14 protein-coding genes, 1 tRNA gene and 1 other RNA gene are annotated in these 20,589 nt (G+C 70.9%); 4 read left to right on the top strand and 12 right to left on the bottom strand.

The genetic code is table 11. From position 1 onward, the window contains the following. Positions 1-29: 29 nt before the first annotated feature. From QSV35_RS16905 to ffs, 12 genes are all read right to left on the bottom strand, one after another. Positions 30-662, bottom strand: coding sequence for a thymidine kinase (locus tag QSV35_RS16905; RefSeq protein ID WP_286289997.1), 633 nt, complete (start codon positions 660-662; stop codon positions 30-32). Positions 663-683: 21 nt separating this feature from the next. Next, complete coding sequence (mqo, locus tag QSV35_RS16900; RefSeq protein WP_286289996.1) at positions 684-2,141, bottom strand: malate dehydrogenase (quinone); 1,458 nt, start codon at positions 2,139-2,141, stop codon at positions 684-686. 87 nt (positions 2,142-2,228) lie between these two features. Then, positions 2,229-3,299, bottom strand: a complete 1,071-nt coding sequence (locus QSV35_RS16895; protein ID WP_286289995.1) for an aspartate-semialdehyde dehydrogenase — start codon at positions 3,297-3,299, stop codon at positions 2,229-2,231. 117 nt (positions 3,300-3,416) lie between these two features. After that, positions 3,417-4,700 carry an aspartate kinase gene (locus QSV35_RS16890; protein ID WP_286289994.1) on the bottom strand — a complete coding sequence of 428 codons (1,284 nt, stop codon included), beginning with the start codon at positions 4,698-4,700 and terminating at the stop codon, positions 3,417-3,419. 98 nt (positions 4,701-4,798) lie between these two features. Then, positions 4,799-5,737 (bottom strand): DMT family transporter, encoded by a 939-nt coding sequence (locus QSV35_RS16885; RefSeq protein WP_286289993.1) that lies wholly within the window; start codon positions 5,735-5,737, stop codon positions 4,799-4,801. Continuing rightward, on the bottom strand, positions 5,734-6,327 hold the full coding sequence (recR, locus tag QSV35_RS16880; protein WP_286289992.1) for a recombination mediator RecR: 594 nt from the start codon (positions 6,325-6,327) through the stop codon (positions 5,734-5,736). Before recR ends, QSV35_RS16885 begins: the two co-directional genes overlap by 4 nt. Beyond that, positions 6,327-8,684, bottom strand: a complete 2,358-nt coding sequence (locus tag QSV35_RS16875; RefSeq protein ID WP_286289991.1) for a DNA polymerase III subunit gamma and tau — start codon at positions 8,682-8,684, stop codon at positions 6,327-6,329. Before QSV35_RS16875 ends, recR begins: the two co-directional genes overlap by 1 nt. Positions 8,685-8,728: 44 nt before the next feature. Next, positions 8,729-11,242: a glycoside hydrolase family 65 protein gene (locus tag QSV35_RS16870; protein WP_286289990.1), complete on the bottom strand. Its 2,514-nt coding sequence runs from the start codon at positions 11,240-11,242 to the stop codon at positions 8,729-8,731. A gap of 22 nt (positions 11,243-11,264) precedes the next feature. Continuing rightward, entirely contained in the window at positions 11,265-11,996 is a 732-nt protein-coding gene (locus QSV35_RS16865) for an HAD family hydrolase (protein WP_286289989.1), read from the bottom strand. Between the two features lie 96 nt (positions 11,997-12,092). Continuing rightward, entirely contained in the window at positions 12,093-13,325 is a 1,233-nt protein-coding gene (locus tag QSV35_RS16860; RefSeq protein ID WP_286289988.1) for an acetate/propionate family kinase, read from the bottom strand. Then, the gene (gene pta / locus QSV35_RS16855) at positions 13,322-15,448 is read right to left on the bottom strand and encodes a phosphate acetyltransferase (protein ID WP_286289987.1); all 2,127 of its coding nucleotides are present in this window, start codon (positions 15,446-15,448) and stop codon (positions 13,322-13,324) included. The genes QSV35_RS16860 and pta overlap by 4 nt, the downstream gene beginning before the upstream one ends. A gap of 76 nt (positions 15,449-15,524) precedes the next feature. After that, an RNA gene (gene ffs / locus QSV35_RS16850) (signal recognition particle sRNA small type) lies at positions 15,525-15,621 on the bottom strand. Between the two features lie 84 nt (positions 15,622-15,705). Here ffs and QSV35_RS16845 point away from each other — a divergent pair. The 4 genes from QSV35_RS16845 (at position 15,706) to QSV35_RS16830 (ending at position 20,487) form a co-directional block, all read left to right on the top strand. Next, a complete protein-coding gene (locus tag QSV35_RS16845; RefSeq protein WP_286289986.1) occupies positions 15,706-16,701 on the top strand; it encodes an AAA family ATPase in 996 nt (331 codons plus the stop codon). A 17-nt stretch (positions 16,702-16,718) separates the two neighbouring features. After that, positions 16,719-17,954 carry a DUF58 domain-containing protein gene (locus tag QSV35_RS16840; protein WP_286289985.1) on the top strand — a complete coding sequence of 412 codons (1,236 nt, stop codon included), beginning with the start codon at positions 16,719-16,721 and terminating at the stop codon, positions 17,952-17,954. After that, the gene (locus tag QSV35_RS16835) at positions 17,941-20,316 is read left to right on the top strand and encodes a transglutaminase TgpA family protein (protein ID WP_286289984.1); all 2,376 of its coding nucleotides are present in this window, start codon (positions 17,941-17,943) and stop codon (positions 20,314-20,316) included. Before QSV35_RS16840 ends, QSV35_RS16835 begins: the two co-directional genes overlap by 14 nt. Positions 20,317-20,399: 83 nt before the next feature. Next, a tRNA-Ser gene (locus QSV35_RS16830) sits at positions 20,400-20,487 on the top strand. Positions 20,488-20,589: the final 102 nt, after the last annotated feature.

Below are 20,589 nucleotides of genomic sequence, written 5' to 3'. Positions count from 1 at the left end.
TCAACGACCGCAGATCATGCCCGCGGGGCTCAGCCGAGGCGACCGCCGGACTCGTGGAGGTAGCACTCCGCACACAGCGACTCGTACCTGGCCTCGACGCCGTCGATCGCGACCTGGTCGCCTTCGAAGACGAACCGACCGCCTACGACGCGCGCGTTGAAGAGAGCCTTGCGGCCGCAGCGGCAGATCGTCTTCAACTCCTCGACGGTGTGCGCGATGTCGAGGAGGCGTCGCGATCCGGGGAACGCGTGGGTGCGGAAGTCCGTGCGGATGCCGTAGGCCAATACCGGGATGCCGTCGAGCACCGCGATGCGCAGGAGGTCGTCGACCTGGTCCGCGGTGAGGAACTGCGCCTCGTCGATGAGCAGGCACGCGACCTCGGCGGGCGGGCGGCTGAGTCCGGCGAGCTCGTCATGGGTGTAGCGAACGCGCGCCTGGTGCTCGGCGAACAGGTCGCGGGCGACGTCATCCTGTCCGATCAGGAAGTCGACCTTGCGCGAGACACCCAGCCGGCTCTCGATCTGGTCGGCGCCCTTCGTGTCGATGAGCGGCTTCGCGAGCAGCACGCGCTGGCCGCGCTCCTCGTAGTTGTATGCGGCCTGCAGCAGTGCCGTGGACTTCCCGGAGTTCATCGCGCCGTAGCGGAAGTAGAGTTTGGCCACCCGCCGAGTCTACGGAACGGATCAGGCGGTGAGCTGCAGCTCCTTGGCGGTCTCCGCCATCGTCTCGCGAGCGAGCTCGGGGTCGGGGTTGAGGGGCTCGCCGAAGGTGGGGATGAGCTCCTTGAGCTTCGGCTCCCAGCCTGCGAAATCGTCGGGGAAGCACCGCTCGAGCAGGTCGAGCATGATCGGCACGGCCGTCGACGCCCCCGGCGATGCGCCGAGCAGACCCGCGATCGAGCCGTCCTTCGCTGCGACGACCTCGGTGCCGAACTGCAGCTTGCCGCCCTTCATGACCTGGGCGCGCTGGCCGGCCTGCAGCAGTTTCCAGTCCGCATCCTTCGCCGCCGGGACGAAGACCCGCAGGCTGTCGACCTTCTTGCGGTGCGTCTTCGCGAGCTCGCTGACGAGGTACTTGATGAGGGGGAAGTTCGTGAACGCGACCTTCAGCATGCTGCCGAGGTTGCTCGGGCGCACCTGGCCAACGATGTCCCACCACGACCCGTTCTTCAGGAACTTCGGGCTGAAGGTCGCGAACGGGCCGAACAGCACGGAGGTCTCACCATCCACGACGCGCGTGTCCAGGTGCGGCACCGACATGGGCGGCGCGCCGACGGATGCCTGGGAGTACACCTTCGCCTGGTGCTGACGGACGATCGCGGGGTCGCTCGTCATGAGCCACTGTCCGCCGATCGGGAAGCAGCCGTAGCCCTTGATCTCGTCGATGCCCGCGTTCTGCAGCAGCTTCAGCGCCCAGCCGCCCGCGCCGACGAACACGAAGCGCGCCTTGACGCGCCCCGGCGCGCGGCCGATCGAGTTGCGGTACTTGACGAGCCACGTGCCGTCGCCCTGCTTGGTGAGGCTGCGCACCTCGCGGTTCGTGACGACCTGGATGCCGTTGTCCTGCAGATTGTCGATGAGCTGATGGGTCAGGGCGCCGAAGTCGACATCGGTGCCGGCCGGCACGCGCGTCGCCGCGAACGGCTCGCCCTTGCGGCGCTTCTGCATCAGCAGCGGCGCCCACTTGTTGATGACGCGGGAGTCCTCGCTGTACTCGATGCCGGCGAACAGCGGCTGGTCGCGCAGCGTCTCGTAGCGCTTCTTCAGGTACGCGACATCCTTCTCGCCCTGCACGAAGGTCATGTGCGGCGTGGAGTTGATGAAGGTCTTCGGGGCGTCGAGGACGCCACGCTCGACGAGCGTCGACCACAACTGACGGCTCAGCTGGAACTGCTCGTTGATCGAGATCGCCTTGGCGGGGTCGACGGAGCCGTCGGGCGCCTGCGGCATGTAGTTCAGCTCGCACAGCGCCGCGTGACCGGTGCCTGCGTTGTTCCACGCGTTGGAGCTCTCCAGCGCGACGTCGTGCAGACGCTCGTAGACGGCGATCTTCCACTCCGGCTGGAGCTCGTGGATGAGCGTTCCCAAGGTGGCGCTCATGATGCCACCGCCGATGAGGAGGACGTCTACGGTTTCAGTCACCAGACAATTCTAGGCGTCCCGGCGAGGCCGCCCGGTTCGCCCCGACGGCCAGCGATCGTAGCCGCGGTCGCCGGGGCGTACATCGAGTCAGACGCGAGCGGACAGCTGTTCGCCGACGATCTCGGCGATCTGCACGGCGTTGAGCGCCGCGCCCTTGCGCAGGTTGTCGTTGCTGATGAACAGCACGAGGCCCTTGCCCTCCGGGGCCGACTGGTCGGCGCGGATGCGGCCCACGTAGCTGGGGTCGGTCCCTGCTGCCTGCAGCGGCGTCGGAACCTCCTCGAGCTTCACGCCGGGGGCCGAGGAGAGCACCTCGCGGGCGCGGTCGGGCGTGATGTCGCGCGCGAACTCGACGTTGATCGACAGCGAGTGGCCGGTGAGGACGGGGACGCGCACGCACGTGCCCGCGACGCGGAGCTCGGGCAGCTCGAGGATCTTGCGGCTCTCGTTGCGGAGCTTCTTCTCCTCGTCGGTCTCGTTGTCGCCGTCGTCGACGAGGTTGCCGGCGAACGGGATGACGTCGAATGCGATGGGAGCGATGTACTTGTCGGGCTGCGGGAAGTCGAGTGCGGCGCCGTCACGGGCGAGGCGCTCGACATCGCCCTGCGCGAGGACGCCCTCGAGCTGGCCGAGGAGCTCCTGGACGCCAGCGAGGCCCGAGCCGCTGACGGCCTGGTACGTGCTGATGATGAGGCGCTCGAGTCCGGCCTCGCCGTCGAGGACCTTCAGGATCGGCATCGCGGCCATCGTGGTGCAGTTGGGGTTCGCGATGATGCCCTTGCGCGCCTCGGCGATCGCGTGCGGGTTGACCTCGCTGACGACGAGCGGCACGTCGGGATCCATGCGCCACGCGCTCGAGTTGTCGACGACGATCGCACCGGCCTCCGCGAAGCGCGGGGCGTAGGTGCGGCTCCCGGTCGCGCCCGCGGAGAAGAGCGCGATGTCGATGCCGGCAAAGTCGGCGGTCGCGACATCCTCCACCGTGACGGCCTTGCCCTGGAAGACGACGTCCGACCCGGCGGAGCGGGCGGTCGCGAACGCGCGCAGCTCGCGCACCGGGTAGCCGCGCTCCTCCAGGATGTCGAGCATGGCGCCGCCGACCTGGCCGGTGGCGCCGACGACGGCGATGGAGAGTCCGGAATCGGAGATGCGGGTCATGGGAGGCTCCTCGGGGAGTCGCGGGCCGCGCGGCGCGGCGGATCGATGCGCCTGCGCTGGCGTTGTCGAGATTCTACCTGCGCCGCACAGGGCCTGGCCGCCGTGTGTCGAGGTGCGTCAGCGGCCGGTGCCGGCGTGGACGACGGCATCCGCGTCGCCGTCGAGACCGTACGCCGTGTGCACGACGCGCGCCGCCTCGGCGAGCTCGTCGCCGCGCACGACGACCGAGATGCGGATCTCGGACGTCGAGATCATCTCGATGTTCACGCCCGCGACGCTCAGCGCCTCGAACAGCGTCGCCGAGACGCCCGAGTGCGTGCGCATCCCGGCGCCCACGACCGACAGCTTGCCGATCTGGTCGTCGTGGACGAGGCTCTCGAAGCCGATCTCGGCCTGCTCGCCCGCGAGGGCCTTGAGGGCGGTGGATGCCTCGGACTTCGGCAGCGTGAACGAGATGTCGGTGCGACCGGTGGATGCCGCGGACACGTTCTGCACGATCATGTCGACGTTGGCGCCGGACTTCGCGACGACCTTGAAGATCTCGGCCGCCTTGCCCGGGACGTCCGGAACTCCGACGACGGTGACCTTGGCCTGCCCGAGGTCGGTGGCGACCCCGGCGACGATCGGCTCTTCCATGTGCTCTCCCTGTGCGAGAAGCTCGGCGCGGCGGCTGTCGATGACGAGAGTGCCTTCGCTCGAGCTGAACGTGGAACGCGCGTGGATGAGCACGCCGTGACGGCGTGCGTACTCCACAGCGCGGATGTAGAGGACCTTCGCCCCGTTGGCCGCGAGCTCGAGCATCTCCTCGCTAGAGATGCGGTCGAGCTTGCGCGCCTTCGGCACGACCCGCGGGTCGGCGGTGAAGATGCCGTCGACGTCGCTGTAGATCTCGCAGACGTCGGCCTCGAGGGCGGCGGCGAGCGCGACCGCGGTCGTGTCGGAGCCGCCGCGGCCGAGGGTGGTGATGTCGCGGGTGTCGCGGTTGAAGCCCTGGAAGCCCGCGACGATGACGATCGCGCCCTCGTCGAGCGCTTCGCGCAGGCGCACCGGGGTGACGTCGACGATGCGCGCGGCGCCGTGCGTGGCATCCGTGATCATGCCGGCCTGGCTGCCGGTGAACGAGCGGGCCTCGAAGCCCATCGAGTGGATCGCCATGGCGAGCAGGGCCATCGAGATGCGCTCGCCGCTGGAGAGCAGCATGTCGAGCTCGCGGGGCGCGGGGATCGGCGCGACCTGCCCGGCGAGGTCGAGCAGTTCATCCGTCGTGTCGCCCATGGCGCTCACGGCGACGACGACGTCGTGTCCGGCGCGGCGCGTGTCGACGATGCGCTTCGCGACGCGCTTGATGCTCTCGGCGTCGGCGACGGACGAGCCGCCGTACTTCTGGACGATCAGCGCCACAGTGGAACCCCCGGGGATCTCGGCGGTGGACGACGACCGCCGACCTCGATTCTACGGAAGCGGTCGCGCCGCTTTCGCCACGTGACGATCCCGCGTCGTCAGCTCCGCGGCAGCTCCGTCACGTCGGGGACCGGCGGCACCTCGGAGGCGGGCTTGGTGCGCAGCACTCCCCCGGTCGCGGCGAACCAGCACCCGATGAGCACGATCGGGAAGCCGATCAGGAGCGCCGGAGTGAGCGGCTCGCCCAGGATCAGGGACCCGAGGACGATGGCGACGACCGGGTTGACGTACGTGAACAGCGGCGCACGCGCCGGGCCGACCTGTTCGATGAGCGCGAAGAACGCGATGAACGCCAGGGCCGTGCAGAAGATCGCGAGGGCGAGGAGCGACAGCGCGCTCGGCACGCTGGGCGTCTGGTGCTGGGTGGCGATCCCGATCGGCAGATAGAAGAGGCCGACGGCGGCCAGCGAGATCGTCACCGATCCGAGCGCGGGCACCCCCTGCAGCTTGTGAGCCACGACGAACGGCGCGGTCGCGTAGCAGACGGCGACGAGCAGGACCTCGCCGATCGCGAGGAGCGCGCCCGGCCCGTCGGCGGAGAGCCCCGGGCCCACGACGATGATCGCCACACCGGCGAACCCGACGACGAGGCCGCCCAGGCGCAGGGGACGCAGCATCCCTCGATCGCCGCCGAAGAACGCGATGATCGCACCGAACAGCGGAACGGTGGCGACCAGGAGCCCGGTGAGGCCCGAGGGAATCGTCTTCTCGGCGTGGCCGAGGAGCAGGAAGGGACCCGCCATCTCGATCGCGCCGAACAGCAGCACCCACGGCCAGCGCTTCATCGCCGGCTTCAGCGCGCCCCGCTTGATCGCGAACGGCAGCAGGATGACGGCGCCGAGGAGCGTGCGGCCCGCGACCATGGCGGCGGGCGAGATCGTCTCGACCGTCACGCTGATGAACAGATACGGGATGCCCCACAGCAGCGCCATCGCGCCGTACAGCCACCACGCCCGCGCGCTGACGGTGTGCGTCATATGCTGCGCCGGCCCTCGAACGCGCGGCCGAGCGTCACCTCGTCGGCGTACTCGAGGTCGCCGCCGACCGGCAGTCCGGAGGCGAGGCGGGTGACACTGATCTCGAGCGTGTGCAGCAGTCGGCTGAGGTATGTGGCTGTCGCCTCGCCCTCGAGGTTGGGGTTCGTGGCGAGGATGACCTCCTGCACGGTGCCGTCGGCGAGCCGCTGCATGAGCTGTGTGATGCGCAGATCGTCGGGACCGATGCCGGCGATCGGGCTGATCGCGCCGCCGAGCACGTGATAGAGCCCGCGGAACTCGCGCGTGCGCTCGATGGCCGCGACATCCTTCGCGTCCTCGACGACGCAGATGAGGGTCTGGTTGCGGCGCGGGTCGCGGCAGATCGCGCAGCGCTCCTGCTCGGTGACGTTGCCGCAGATCTCGCAGAAGCGCACCTTCTCGCGCACCTCGCCGAGCAGCTTCGCCAACCGGGAGACATCGAAGCCCGGGGTCTGCAGGATGTGGAACGCGATGCGTTGAGCGGACTTGGGGCCGATACCGGGCAGGCGACCGAACTCGTCGATCAGATCCTGGACGATGCCGTCGTACATCAGGAGAACCTCGTCGGGGACTCGTAGGGCTCTTCACGGACGAAGGTGGCGCCGAGCACTTGGCGCACCACCGCCTCGCCGTAGCGCTGGACGCCGTCGTCGCGCGATGTGATCGTCGGCGCCAGGCGCGGGGCGACGGTCGGCGGGACATAGTCGTCGGGCGGGGGCGGCGGGGCGTCCTCGTCGTCGTACTCGGGCGGCTCCTCCATCGACGGCACGATGTCGCCGGCGGGGAGCACGTCGCCCTCGCGCGGGAGCGTCGCGGTCGCCGTCCGCGCGGTCGCCTCCTCGGGCTCGTCATCGACGGCGAGCGGGCTGGATGCGGGTGCGCTCTCGCCGCTCGAGGGGATGGGCGCGACGGCCCACTCCGTCACCGCCGCGGCGGCGGACGCGGATGCAGGGCGTCCGCCGGATTCGGCGCGATGCGCGGATGCGAGGCGGTCGGTGGATGCGGATGCCCGCTCGGGAGCCGCCGAACGTCCGGGAGCGCGGACGGCGCCGGACTCGGCGCCGGCGGGTCGCGACGACGCGCTGCGACCGCCGTCGCCCGCGGGGGCGGATCCCGCGGGACCGCCGGACGCCTGCGGAGCGGAGGACCCACCGGACCCACCACCCGACGGCTCGTCGTCCAGCCGGGCAAGGTACTTCACGGTCACCCCGAGCACGCCGCGGATCGCTGCGCGCAGGGCCTCGCTCGGCCCGCCGTCGGCGGGACGCTGCTTGAAGCGGTTGAGGTCGCTGGGGTTGCGGAAGGCCAGTGTCAGAACGTCGCCCTCGCCGACATCGGCGACGGCGGCTTCGGAGACCACGAGCCACGACGACCGGCTGATGCGCTCGAGGCGGGACAGGACATCGGGCCACGCCGCGCGGATGGCATCGAGCGTGAGCGGGCCGGCAGGCGCGGCGGGTGCTGCGGGGGCGGCTTCCTGCGAGGCCGGTTCTGCCGGGGCCACCTCGGCAGGCTGGGGCTCACTCCCTTGCGGGTCGTTGAGCGAGCGAAGCGAGTCGAAACGCGGTGAGCTTTCGACGTCAGCTTGCTGCGTTTCGTCTCGCTCGTTCCTCGCTCGCTCAACGACCGGGGGCACGGCTTGCTGCGTTTCGTCTCGCTCGTTCCTCGCTCGCTCAACGACGGGGGGCACGGTCTGCTGCGTTTCGTCTCGCTCGTTCCTCGCTCGCTCAATGACCGGGGGCTGGGCAGCGGCGGTGGGCGCCGCGGCGACGACGGGAGCGCCACCAACGCCAGCTCCCCCGTGCGCGAGGACCCGCGCGACCATGAGCTCGAGCTGCAGACGCGGCGACGTCGCGCCCGTCATCTCGTCGAGCGTGCCGATGACGAGATCGGCCGTGCGCGAGAGCCGCTCGGAGCCGAATGCGGCGGCCTGCCGCGTCATCCGCTCGAGCTCGTCGGCCGGAACCCCGCGCAGCACCCCCGCGGCGCCGGCCCCGGTCGCGGCGATGACGATGAGGTCGCGCAGCCGCTCGAGGAGGTCGTCGACGAAGCGCCGCGGATCCTGGCCGGTCTGCACGACCCGGTCGACGGCGCTGAAGGCGGCGGCCGCATCCTGACCCGCGAACGCCTCGATCACCGCATCCAGCAGTTCTCCCGGCGTGTAGCCGAGGAGCGCGACCGCGCGCTCGTTGCGGACGAGCACCTCGCCGTCGGTGGCATCGGACCCCGCGATGAGCTGGTCGAGGAGCGACAGCGTGTCACGCGGCGACCCGCCGCCGGCCCGCACGACGAGCGGCAGCACGCCGGGCTCGACCTTCACTCCCTCGGTCTCGCAGAGCTGCGCGACGTAGTCGAGCATGGCGCCGGGAGCCACGAGCCGGAACGGGTAGTGGTGCGTGCGCGAGCGGATCGTGCCGATGACCTTCTCGGGCTCGGTCGTCGCGAAGATGAACTTGACGTGGTCCGGCGGCTCCTCGACGAGCTTGAGCAGGGCGTTGAAGCCCTGCGGCGTCACCATGTGTGCCTCGTCGAGGATGAAGATCTTGTAGCGATCGCGCGCCGGCGCGAAGATCGCCCGCTCGCGCAGATCGCGGGCGTCGTCGACGCCGTTGTGGCTCGCCGCGTCGATCTCGACGACGTCGAGCGACCCGCCTCCCCCGCGGCCGAGTTCGATACAGCTGTCGCACTTTCCGCACGGCACGTCGGTCGGCCCCTCAGCGCAATTGAGGCACCGCGCGAGGATGCGCGCCGACGTCGTCTTGCCGCAGCCGCGCGGCCCGGAGAAGAGGTAGGCGTGGCCGACGCGGTTGCCGCGCAGCGCGGTCATCAGCGGCTCGGTCACCTGCGACTGGCCGATCATCTCGCCGAACGTCTCGGGACGGTAGCGGCGATACAGAGCGGTGGTCACCCGACCAGCCTACGGCGTGGGTCGGACACCGGAACCGACGGCGCTCACACGTGACCGTCGACGAGTCCCGGCTCCTCCTCGATGATCGGGATCGCCGACGTGATGGTCGGGATCGACGCCGACAGCAGGGTGCCGTCCTCTCGACGTGCCGACGAGAACCGGCGATGCGTCGGGCGTCCGGCGATGACGGGCCCCTGCCCTTCGAGCGGGACGGACACCGTGCCGTCTGCTTCGACGGTGTGCTCGACGCCGCGGACGTGGAAGGTCACCGGTCGGCCCGCGTCCGCCCGCACCACCAGCGCATCGCGGCGCAGCGTGACGTGCAGCGGCGTCCCGTGCCAGTGCATCGTGTACTCGAGGTCGTCCCATTCCTCGGGCAGACGCGGGTCGAACGACAGCTCGCCGTAGTGGTCGCGCATGCCGCCGAATCCGCTCACGAGCGCCGACCACACGCCTCCGGCGGAGGCGACGTGCACGCCGTCGGACGCGTTGTGGTGCAGGTCTGCGAGATCTACGAAGAGCGACTCCTGGAAGTACTCGAGCGCGAGATCCTGATAGCCGACCTCGCTCGCGAGGATCGACTGCACGACCGCGGACAGCGTCGAGTCGCCCGTCGTCAGCGGGTCGTAGTAGTCGAAGTCGGCGCGCTTCTGCTCGGGCGTGAAGTGGTTGCCCTGCAGGAACAGAGCAAGGACGACGTCGGCCTGCTTGAGCACCTGGTACCGGTAGATGACGAGCGGGTGGAAGTGCAGCAGCAGCGGCCGCTTGTCGGCGGGCGTGTGCTCGAGGTCCCACACCTCGCGCTCGAGGAACACCTCGTCCTGCGGGTGGATGCCAAGGGCCTCGCTGAACGGGATGTGCATCGCCTCGGCGGCCATCTCCCACGCGTCGGCCTCGGCCGGGTCGAGCTGCAGGCGGGTGACGAGCTTGCGGTACATCTCGCCGTCTTTCTCGGCGAGCTCCCGCACCGTGCGGGCGGCGTAGCGGAGGTTGAACCGCGCCATGACGTTCGTGAACATGTTGTCGTTCACGACCGTCGTGTACTCGTCAGGGCCGGTGACGCCGTGGATGTGGAACGTCCCCACGCCATCCACCTCGCGCCAGAACCCGAGCGTCGCCCAGAGGCGCGCGGTCTCGACGAGGATGTCGACACCCTCCGACTCCAGGAACTCCTCGTCGCCGCTCGCGCGCACGTACTTCCCGAGGGCATACGAGACGTCGGCGTTGATGTGGTACTGCGCGGTGCCGGCCGCGTAGTAGGCGGACGCCTCCTCCCCGTTGATCGTGCGCCACGGGAAGAGCGCCCCGGCCTCGTTCAGCATGGCCGCGCGCTTGCGGGCCGCGGGAAGCATGAGGTACCGCATCCGCAGCGCGTTGCGCGCCCAGAGCGGGGACGTGTAGGCGAGGAAGGGCAGGACGTAGATCTCGGTGTCCCAGAAATAGTGGCCGCTGTAGCCGGACCCGGTCATGCCCTTCGCTGGCACGCCCATGCTGTCGGCGCGCGCCGCCGCCTGTGCGAGCTGGAAGAGGCACCACCGCGTCGCCTGCTGGATCGCGGGCTGCCCGCCCACCCGCACGTCGGAGCGCGCCCAGAACGCGTCGAGCCACAGCCGCTGACGCCGGTAATGGTCGGCGACGCCCTCGACGGCCGCCCGGTCGAGGGTGCGCCGGCACCGGTCGACGAGCTCGCGCGGGGGCACGGCGCGCGACGTGTGGTACGCGACGAGCTTCACGACCCGCACCGGGACACCCGCCCGCGCCTGCACGCGGAAGACGTTCTTCGCGATGTCCGGCTCGATCTGCGTGCGCGCGGTGTACGCGTTCTCGGTCTCGATGATGTGGTCCGCCGCGACCGCGATCGTCATCCCCGACCGGGAGACGCGATAGCTGAGGGCCGAGCGCAGCCCGTCCTGCCAGAACTCCTGCGGCTGCAGCACGCGCTCGCGCAGCCGCTCCGCCTTGCGCGGATCGAACGTGGCACCGCCGGGGCCCGCGGCCGGGGACGAGCCGCCGTAGACGTCCTCGCCGTCCTGCCGGTTCACGAGCTGGCAGCTGATCGTCACGGGGGCGTCGGCGTTGAGGACGGTGACGTCCAGGCGCATGATCGCGAGGTGCCGCTCCTCGAACGACACGAGCCGGTCGTAGTCGACCCGCACCTCCTTGCCGGAGGGCGTGCGCCACAGGATGCGGCGGCGCAGGACGCCGTCGCGCATGTCCAGCGCGCGCTCGTACTCGAGGAGCTCGGCGACGTCGAGGGAGAGCGGCTCGTCATCGACGTACACCCGCATGACCTTGGCATCCGGCGCATCCACGATCGTCTGCCCGATCTCGGCGAGTCCGTACGCGTTCTCCGCGTGCTGGATCGCGAACGTCTCGTGGAACCCGTTGACGTAGGTCCCGTGCTCGAACGCGAGCCGGCCTTCCGGATGGTTGCCGCGCAGGCCCAGATAGCCGTTGCCGACGGCGAACAGGGTCTCGGTGACGCCGGCGTCCTCCTGCGAGAACGACGTCTCCACGAGACGCCATTCGTCGACGGGGAACCGATCGCGATCCATCATGGGGAGTGCCTTCCGGAGGGGTTCAGGAGACGAATTCGTCGAGGTCGGAGACGACTACGGTAGCGCCCGCGGCGGACAGCGCGTGCGCTCCGACGCCCCGGTCGACGCCCACGACCGCCGCGAAGCCGCCGGCGGCGACGGACCGCACGCCGCTGATGGCGTCTTCGACGCCGATGCAGCGGCTCGGCTCCACGCCGAGGAGCTTCGTCGCGTACAGGAAGATGTCGGGCGCGGGCTTCGAGGCGAGGTGCTCCCGGGCGGCCACGATGCCGTCCACGACGACCGGGAAGCGGTCGCGGATGCCGGCCGCCTGCAGCACCTCCTCCGCGTTCTTCGAGCTCGAGACGACAGCTGCGGGAGTCCCCGCCGCCGCGAGCGAGTCGAGCACGCGCAGGGAGCCCGGGTAGGGCGCGATGCCCTCTTCGCGCAGGATGCGGGCGAACTCCGCGTTCTTTCGGTTGCCGACGCCGCACACGGTCTTGACGTCCGGCGCGTCGGACGGATCGCCCCACTTGAGCTCCACGTCGCGCGAGCGCAGGACGCTGGCGACGCCCTCGTACCGCGTGCGGCCGTCGAGGTGCGCGTAGTAGTCGGCGTCGGTGTAGGCCGGCGTGATGTCCCACTCGGCGAACAGCCCCTCGAAGAGGGTGCGCCAGGCGCGCATGTGCACGTCGGCGGTGGGCGTGAGGACACCATCCAGATCGAACAGGACGGCGTCGGCTGCGGTCAGATCGGGCAGGTCGGCGCTGGTCACGAAGCCTCCAGGGCGGATCGGATGCGGACTGGATCTCGTCCTCCCAGGCTAACGGGCTCTCAGGGGCCTGTCTGCGCAGGAGCGGAACCGGCCCGATCAGGCGCGGTCGACCTCGAGGGTCTGCCGGGCGATCTCGAGCTCCTCGTTCGTCGGCACGACGAGGACGGTCACCGGCGAGGCATCCGTGGAGATGACGCGGATGCCGCGCTCGCGCGCAGCGTTGCGCTCCGCATCCACCTCGATTCCCGCGAATCCGAGGGTCTCGAGGGCCGCCGCGCGCACCGGCGCCGCGTTCTCGCCGACTCCGGCGGTGAAGGAGATGACGTCCACTCCCCCGAGCTGCGCGATGTAGGCGCCCGCGTAGGCGCGGAGGCGGTGGACGTACACGTCGAACGCGAGGGTGGATGCGGCATCCCCCCGCTCCCGGCCGGCGAGGACGTCGCGCATGTCCGACGCGCCGGACAGCCCCAGCAGGCCGCTGCGCGTGTTCACGAGCGCATCGAGGTCGTCGATCGTCATGCCGTCCCGGCGTGCGAGCTGGAAGAGGAGGGCAGGATCGATGTCGCCGGAGCGCGTGCCCATCACGAGCCCCTCGAGCGGCGTGAAGCCCATCGACGTGTCGACGGAGCGCCCCGCCTCGACGGCGGCGACCGACGCGCCGTTGCCGAGATGGAAGACGATCTGGCGCAGCTCAGACAGCGGCCGGCCCAGGAACGCCGCCGCGGCCTCGCTGACGAACTTGTGACTCGTGCCGTGGAATCCGTAGCGGCGGATGCGGTGGTGCGCGGCGAGGGCCGCGTCGATCGCGTAGGTGTAGGCGGCGGGCGCGAGCGTCTGATGGAACGCCGTGTCGAACACCGCGACATGCGGGATGGCGGGGAAGGCGGCGCGCGCGGCGAGGATGCCGGCGAGGTTCGCCGGATTGTGGAGCGGCGCGAGCACCGACAGCTCGTCGATGTTGATCTCGACGAGCGGCGTGATGAGCGTCGGCTCGAAGAACCGCGCCCCGCCGTGCACGACGCGGTGCCCCACCGCGACAGGGTCGAGCGCCGGCCCGTTGGTCGCGAACGCATCGAGCATCGCCCGGAAGGCTGCGTCGTGGTCGGGGACGGAAAGTTCCTCGCGGTACGTCGCATCGAGGAACGCGGCACCCTCCGACGACCCCCGGACGGTGTGCGCCAGCATCCCGATCCCGCCACCCGGGGCTGTCGAACCGCCCACGCCGATCCGCTCGATGAGTCCGGTCGCGAGCACGGCCTCGGCATCCATGTCGATCAGCTGGTACTTCAGCGACGACGAGCCGCTGTTGATGACGAGCACCGGGGTCATGCCGACGCCTCCTGCGCCTGGATGGCAGTGATCGCGATGGTGTTCACGATGTCGTCGACGAGGGCGCCGCGCGAGAGGTCGTTGATGGGCCGGTTGAGGCCTTGGAGCACGGGGCCGATCGCGATCGCACCGGCCGAGCGCTGCACGGCCTTGTACGTGTTGTTGCCGGTGTTGAGGTCGGGGAACACGAACACCGTCGCCCGTCCGGCCACTGCGGATCCCGGCAGCTTCGCCGCGGCGACCGCCGCATCCGCCGCCGCGTCGTACTGGATCGGCCCCTCGACCGGCAGCTCGGGAGCCCGCTCCCGCACGAGCGCTGTGGCCTCGCGCACCTTGTCGACGTCGGCGCCCGACCCGGACTCCCCCGTCGAGTACGACAGCATCGCCACGCGCGGCTCGATGCCGAACTGCTCGGCGGTCGCCGCCGACGACACGGCGATGTCCGCCAGCTGGACGGCGGTCGGATCGGGGATGACGGCGCAGTCGCCGTAGACGAGCACGCGGTCGGCGAGCGCCATGAGGAACACCGACGAGACGACCGACACCCCCGGGCGCGTCTTGATGATCTCGAACGCGGGACGGATGGTGTGCGCGGTCGTATGCGCGGCGCCCGACACCATGCCATCGGCGAGTCCGGAATGGACCATCATCGTGCCGAAGTACGAGACATCCGTCACCGTGTCGGCGGCGCGCTCGTACGTGACCCCCTTGTGCGCGCGCAGCTGCGCGTACTCGGCGGCGAAACGGTGGACCAGGACCGGATCGAACGGGCTCAGGACCTGCGCCGCCTTGATGTCGATGCCGAGCTCGAGCGCCCGGTGGCGCACCTCGATCTCCTCGCCGAGGATCGTCAGGTCCGCGATGCCGCGCGCGAGCACGGTGGCGGCGGCACGGAGGATGCGGTCGTCGTCCCCTTCGGGCAGCACGATGCGGCGGCGGTCGGCGCGGGCGCGCTCGATGAGGCCGTACTCGAACATGAGCGGCGTGACGACGCTCGCCCGCGCGAGGCCGAGGAGCCGCACGAGCTCGGCGGTGTCGACGTGGTCCTCGAACAGCTGCAGGGCCGTGTCGTACCGGCGCTGGGAGTCGGCGGCGAGCCGCCCGCGCGCGCCCATCACCCGCGTCGCCGTCTCGTATGTGCCGAGGTCGGTGGCGAGGATCGGGAGCGGCGAGACGAGGCCGTCGATGAGGCGCTCGATCTCGTCGGGCAGCTCGAACGGCCCGTTGAGGACGACGGCGGCCAGCGACGGGAAGGTGCCCGAGGCGTTGGCGAGGAGCGTCGCGAGGAGCACGTCGGCGCGATCGGCCGCGATGACGACGACGGCGCTGTCCTGCAGCCGCGGCAGTACGTTCACCATCGACATTCCCGCGATGACGACGCTGAGCACCTCACGGGTCAGGAGCTCCTGGTCGCCGCGCACGAAACGCGCGTCGAGCGCCCGCATGACCCCGCGCACCGATGGCGCGACGAGCATGCGGTCCTCCGGCAGCGCCCAGACGGGACGGTCCTGGGCGCCGGCGGCGACGACCGCGCTGACGGATGCCACGACCTCGTCCAGGCGGTCGGCGTCGGCGCGATTGACGACGACGGCGAGCAGCTGCGCCCGCTCGTGCGCGAGCTCGCCGAGTGCGAGGGCGGCGATCTGCCCCACTTCGGCGGGAGAGCGCGGGATGGTGGTCCCCAGCTGCTCCGGCACAGCACCCGACTGCGACCGCCCCCCGAGGACGAGCAGGACCGGCACGCCGAGATTCGCGGCGATGCGCGCGTTGTAGGCCAGCTCGGCCGGGCTCCCGACATCCGTGTAGTCGCTGCCGAGGACCACGACCGCGTCGCACTGCGCCTCGACGGCCTTGAACCGCTCGACGACGACCGCGAGCGCGGCTTCCGGGTCGGCGCGCACCTGGTCGTACGTGACGCCGACGCACAGCTCGTACGGCAGGTCGACGCCCGCGTGCTCGAGCAGCATCTCCAGGACGTAGTCGCGCTCGACCGTCGACCGCGCGATCGTACGGAAGACACCCACGCGCGGTGTCGCGCGGCTCAGCGCATCGAGCACGCCGAGCGCGATCGTGGACTTCCCCGAGTGACCTTCCGCCGACGTGATGAAGATGCTCTGCGCCACGGCCTCAGCCTACGCGCGGCCCCTTCCGGCCCACTCGGCGCGGGACCGGAAAAAGTCCAGGAAATAGTCCAGGAAAAAGAAAGACTCTCCGCGAACCCGGCAGAGCCCGGTTACCCTTGCTACGTTTCCGTCCTGGGGGAGTTGGCCTGGATGCCGCCTCGCGGAGAGCTTCTGACAGTCTACCCGGAGCCGAGCACCCCCGTTGACCAGCGGGATACGATCAAGAAACGAGCACAGTCGCTCGCCCGGGAGGGCTCATGGCAGGGACCTTGGACAGCACCGATCCGCTCACCGACGCCGCCTTCGCGGAGGCGACGAACGCGATCCTCGACGCCGTCGGCCGGGTGATCGACGGGAAGCCGGATGCGGTGCGCTTCGCCCTGACAGCCCTCCTCGCCGAGGGGCACCTCCTCATCGAGGACGTGCCGGGGGTCGGCAAGACGATGCTGGCGCGGGCGCTGGCGGCATCCGTGGATGCCACGGTCCGCCGCATCCAGTTCACCCCCGATCTCCTCCCCGGAGACGTGACCGGCGTGAGCGTCTACAACCCGGTCGAGCGCGAGTTCGAGTTCAAGCCCGGCGCCGTGTTCGCGAACATCGTGATCGCGGACGAGATCAACCGCTCGTCGCCCAAGACGCAGTCGGCGCTGCTGGAGGCGATGGAGGAGGGTCAGGTCACCGTCGACGGCCGGTCGCATCCCCTCGCCGAGCCGTTCCTCGTCGTCGCGACGCAGAACCCGCTGGAGATGGAGGGCACGTACGCCCTGCCGGAGGCGCAGCGCGACCGCTTCATGATGCGCATCTCGATGGGGTACCCGGATGCGGCCGCCGAAGCGCTCATGCTCCGTCAGCGCGACACCGTCAATCCGCTGGACGACATCCGGCCGGTCGTCTCCTCCGGCCAGGTGCTCGACCTCATCGCGTGGGTGCGCGCCGTGCACGTCTCCCCCGCCATCGAGGAGTACGCCGTCGCGCTCGCGCAGGCGACGCGCACGCATCCCGACCTGCGCCTGGGCGCGAGCCCCCGTGCGACGCTGCAGCTCGTGCGCGCCGCGAAGGTGCGCGCCGCGCTCGACGGGCGCGGCTTCGTCATCCCGGACGACATCACGGCGCTCCTCGTCCCCGTCTTCGCCCACCGCCTCATCGCGGCGCGCACCGCGGGCAGCGTGCGCACCCGGTCGGGCGACGCCATCGCGGACACGCTCGAGCAGATCGCCGCGTCGGTGCGCGTGCCGATCGCCTCGCGGCGGTGAGGCGCCGAGGAGGTCGCATGCGCCGTGCGTGGCCGCTGACGGGACGGGGAACGGGAGCCCTCGTCCTCGCGGTCGCGTGCTTCATCGGCGCAGGCCAACTGGGGATCATCGAGCTCGTCTACTTCGGCGTTCTCCTCATCGCCGTCGTGGGCGCCGGCTTCGCGACCCTCTATCTCGTACGGCACAGCGAGACCGTGACGCGCACGCTCGTCCCCGACATCCCGTCCGTCGGCGGCGAACTCCGCGTCCACGTGCACATGGAGGTGCGCTCGCCGCTGCCGAGCGCGGCCGGATCCTGGCGCGACGCGCTGCCGCGAGGTCTCGCGGGCGCCGCGGCGGGCGGACTGCCGGCGATCGGCTCTGGCCTTGCCGGCGGCGACCGCACCGTCGAGTTCGACTATCCGCTCACGGCGACCGAGCGCGGCGTGTACGCGCTCGGCCCGCTGTCGGTCACGACGGGCGACCCGTTCGGGCTCGCCCGCCGGGCGACCACCGTCGGCTCGACGACGCGCGTGACCGTCGCCCCCGCGATCGTCGAGCTGCCCCCGCTGTGGGATCCCGCGGGCGAGGCCGGCGGCACGAACCTGACCACGACGAGCCGGCTCGGCCAGGGCGCGGACAACCTGATCGCACGCCCGTACGTCTCCGGCGATTCGATGCGCCGCATCCACTGGCGGGCGACCGCCCACCGCGACACCCTCATGGTGCGCCAGGAGGAGCAGGAGTCGACCCCGCAGGCGACCGTGGTCCTCGACCGCGCCGCGGAGGTGTGGGGTCCCGGCGCGGCAGGCCGCCCCGGGGCCGACCCCGCGTTCGAGGTCGCGGTGACGGCGGCCGTGTCCACGGTGGCGCGGCTCGTGCGCGACGGCTATCACGTGGCGATCAGGGATGCCGACGGCACCGAGCTGTGGGATCCGATCCCCGGTGGCGACGGCGACGAGGTCGCCGCGATGGCGACGAGCTTCGCGACCCTCGTCGCAAAGCTCGACGACGGACGCCGCACTCCCGCGGACGCGACCGCCGGCCTCGACTTCGGAACCGGTCCGACCGTGCTCATCACCGGACAGACGGGACATCCGGCGATGCATGTCCCCGTGGGAAGCCCCGGGCTCCTCATCGGGATCGGCCCCGATCCGGACGCGTTCCGGGATGCGCAGGCCGCCGGATGGCGCGTCATCCCCGTTCCCCCCGGCGAGGACCTCCTCGAGTCGTGGGGCGTCGCACACCGGAGGGTCGGCCGTGTCCGCGCCTGATCAGTCGCGCCCCCGTTCCCTGTCGCAGTGGCGTCCGCGACCGGGCGACCTCGTGCTCGCCGGCGGCACGCTCGCCGCCCTGTTCGCCTCCCTGGTGCCGATCCTCCGGGTCATCAGCCTCGGCTGGTGGATGATCGTCGCGCTCGGCATCGCCGCCCTCATCCTCGCCACCGGCGTCTTCGCGCGCGGCATGCGCCTTCCGGCTGTCGGCGTGGCCGTCGCCGAGGTCGTGGTCTGGATCGCCGTGGTCACCGGGTTCTTCTTCGCCCCGACCGCGATCCTCCTCGTCATCCCGACGCGCGCGACGGTCGATGCGGCATCCACCGCCATCTCCTCGGCCCTGGAGCAGATCCAGTACGGGAGCGCGCCGCTGAGCCCCAACCTGGGCCTGTCGATCGTCATGGCCGCCCTGACCGGTCTCCTCGCGATCGTGTTCGACCACGTGGTCGTGACGGCTCGGATGCCGCTGCTCGCCGCCGTCGGCTTCATCGCGCTGTCGCTCGCGCCCGCGATCGCGGTGCCCGCGGACTTCGACCCGGCCGCCTTCGTCTTCCTCGCGATCTGCATCCTGTTCCTCATCCGAACCGATACGCAGCTGCGGCGCGAGCAGGCGGGCACCGTCCCCGGACCCGTCGCGCGATCGTGGGCGCAGACGGCTCCCCCGAAGCGCTCGGGCCCCTCCTGGGCCGCGCCGCGCGCGCCGAGCGCTCCACCCACGCGATCGAGCACGACCGCGATGGCCGCGGGGATCGGGGCGATCGGGCTCGTCGTCGCGCTCGTTCTGACTCCGCTCCTCCCCTCGCCGGGCGTGCATGCCGGATTCGGGAGCGCAGCCGTCACGATCGACGCGTCGCTGCGACTCGGCGACGACCTGCGCCGCCCTGTCGACACGGAAGTCCTGACCGTGAGGACGTCGGGGGCGGCTGCACCGTATCTGCGCGTCGCGACGCTGTCCGACTTCTCCGGCACCGATTGGCAGCCTGACGCCGGGCCCGTGTGGCCGGTGGAGCGCACCTCCAGCTTCGAGAAGGTCCAGGTCGACAAGGGCATCGCCCTCATGAAGACGACGACGACCGTCAACATCCTCAACCTGTCCACCCGCTGGCTACCCGTGCCCTATCCCGCCGTCGGGGTGGCCGACCTCGGCGCGGATTGGTCGGTCATGCGCGACAACCGCACGATCGTCGGCAGCGTCAACACGTCGGACGGCCAGGCGTACGAGGTGACGACGCAGGTGCCGAACCCCACGTCGGAGCAGATCCGGGCGTCCTCCGCGACGAGCGTCGACGGAGCAGCGGCGGACGAGCCGACCACGTCGACGCTGCCCGAGCCGGTCCCGGCCCTCATCGGCCAGCTCGCCCGCGAGGTCACAGCGGGGGCGGCGACCGACTACGACGCGCTCCTCGACCTCCAGGACTGGTTCCGCGGGCCCGACTTCACGTACTCGCTGACCGCGCCGCGCACCGGCGGCTTCGACACGTCGGGTCTCGCGTCGATCGACGCCTTCCTGCAGAAGAAGGAGGGCTACTGCATCCACTTCGCCTCCGCGTTCGCGGTCATGGCGAGGATCCTCGGGATGCACTCGCGCATCGTCGTCGGATACCTCCCCGGAATGGCGTCGGCGGCCGTGGGCGCGGACCCCGGGCTGTACACGGTGATGAGCTCGCAGCTGCACGCGTGGCCCGAGGTCTATTTCCAGGGCATCGGCTGGGTGCCGTTCGAGCCGACGAAGGGTCTCGGCACCCCGACGGCGTTCAACGCAGCGATCGCGAACGGCCCCGGCGCCGTCAACCGGCCGACGCCGACGTCGCCCTCGCAGTCGGCGACGCCGAAGCAGAACCTGGGCGGCAACAAGCTCGACGAGACGAACGCGAACAGGGGATCGGCCGCCGCCGCGGCGACCGTCAACCCGGCGCCGTGGATCGGCGCGGCCGTCGGCCTCCTCATCGCGGCGATGGTCCCCGGACTCATCGGACTCCTCCGCCGGCGGCGCCTGCTCGCGGCTGCGCACGAGGAGAACGCCGCCGCGGCGTGGACCTACCTGCAGGAGGCCGCCATCGACATCGGCATGTCCGTGCCCGCGAGCGAGTCGCCGCGCGCCTTCGCGGCCCGGCTGGGCGCGCTGGGCTTCGTGCATCCCGACCAGCTCGCGGTGCTCTTGAACGGCATCGAGCGCGCGTCCTACGGGCGCGGTGGCCTGCGCGGGCAGTGGCAGGGCGAGGCGATGGCGGATGCCGCAGCCTCCGTCCGCACCTCGCTCCTGTCGTCCCTCTCGCCGAGTGCGCGATGGCGGGCGCTCGTGGTGCCGCGGTCGCTGTTCGTCCGGCCGGGCTCCGTGTACGCGGGCGGCGCGGTGGCGTGAGGCGCGCTGCGCTGGGTTCGGTTGCCGATTCGTCGGCGCGGTTGGCGCACGGTAGGATGGTCGACGGCCCTCCGGGGCCGCCCGGAGGATTCGCCTAGTGGCCTATGGCGCACGCTTGGAAAGCGTGTTGGGTGCAAGCCCTCGGGGGTTCGAATCCCCCATCCTCCGCCACCGTTTCGCCTAGAAACCACTGGGATCGCGACCCCACTGAAAGTGGCGTGACACGCGTACTGGCACGGCTGAGCGGAAATCGGAGCCGTTGAAAGCTCGTTC

It is taken from the genome of Microbacterium candidum (assembly GCF_030315975.1).
Classification (GTDB): Bacteria; Actinomycetota; Actinomycetes; order Actinomycetales; family Microbacteriaceae; genus Microbacterium; species Microbacterium candidum.
This window is presented reverse-complemented; position numbering and strand designations above follow the sequence as displayed.

Coding starts and splice junctions, on each gene's coding strand:
- QSV35_RS16895 (WP_286289995.1), bottom strand. CDS start 3,299: ATGACCCGCATCTCCGATTCCGGACTCTCCATCGCCGTCGTCGGCGCC.
- QSV35_RS16845 (WP_286289986.1), top strand. CDS start 15,706: ATGGCAGGGACCTTGGACAGCACCGATCCGCTCACCGACGCCGCCTTC.
- QSV35_RS16840 (WP_286289985.1), top strand. CDS start 16,719: ATGCGCCGTGCGTGGCCGCTGACGGGACGGGGAACGGGAGCCCTCGTC.
- QSV35_RS16885 (WP_286289993.1), bottom strand. CDS start 5,737: ATGACGCACACCGTCAGCGCGCGGGCGTGGTGGCTGTACGGCGCGATG.
- QSV35_RS16870 (WP_286289990.1), bottom strand. CDS start 11,242: ATGATGGATCGCGATCGGTTCCCCGTCGACGAATGGCGTCTCGTGGAG.
- recR (WP_286289992.1), bottom strand. CDS start 6,327: ATGTACGACGGCATCGTCCAGGATCTGATCGACGAGTTCGGTCGCCTG.
- QSV35_RS16860 (WP_286289988.1), bottom strand. CDS start 13,325: ATGACCCCGGTGCTCGTCATCAACAGCGGCTCGTCGTCGCTGAAGTAC.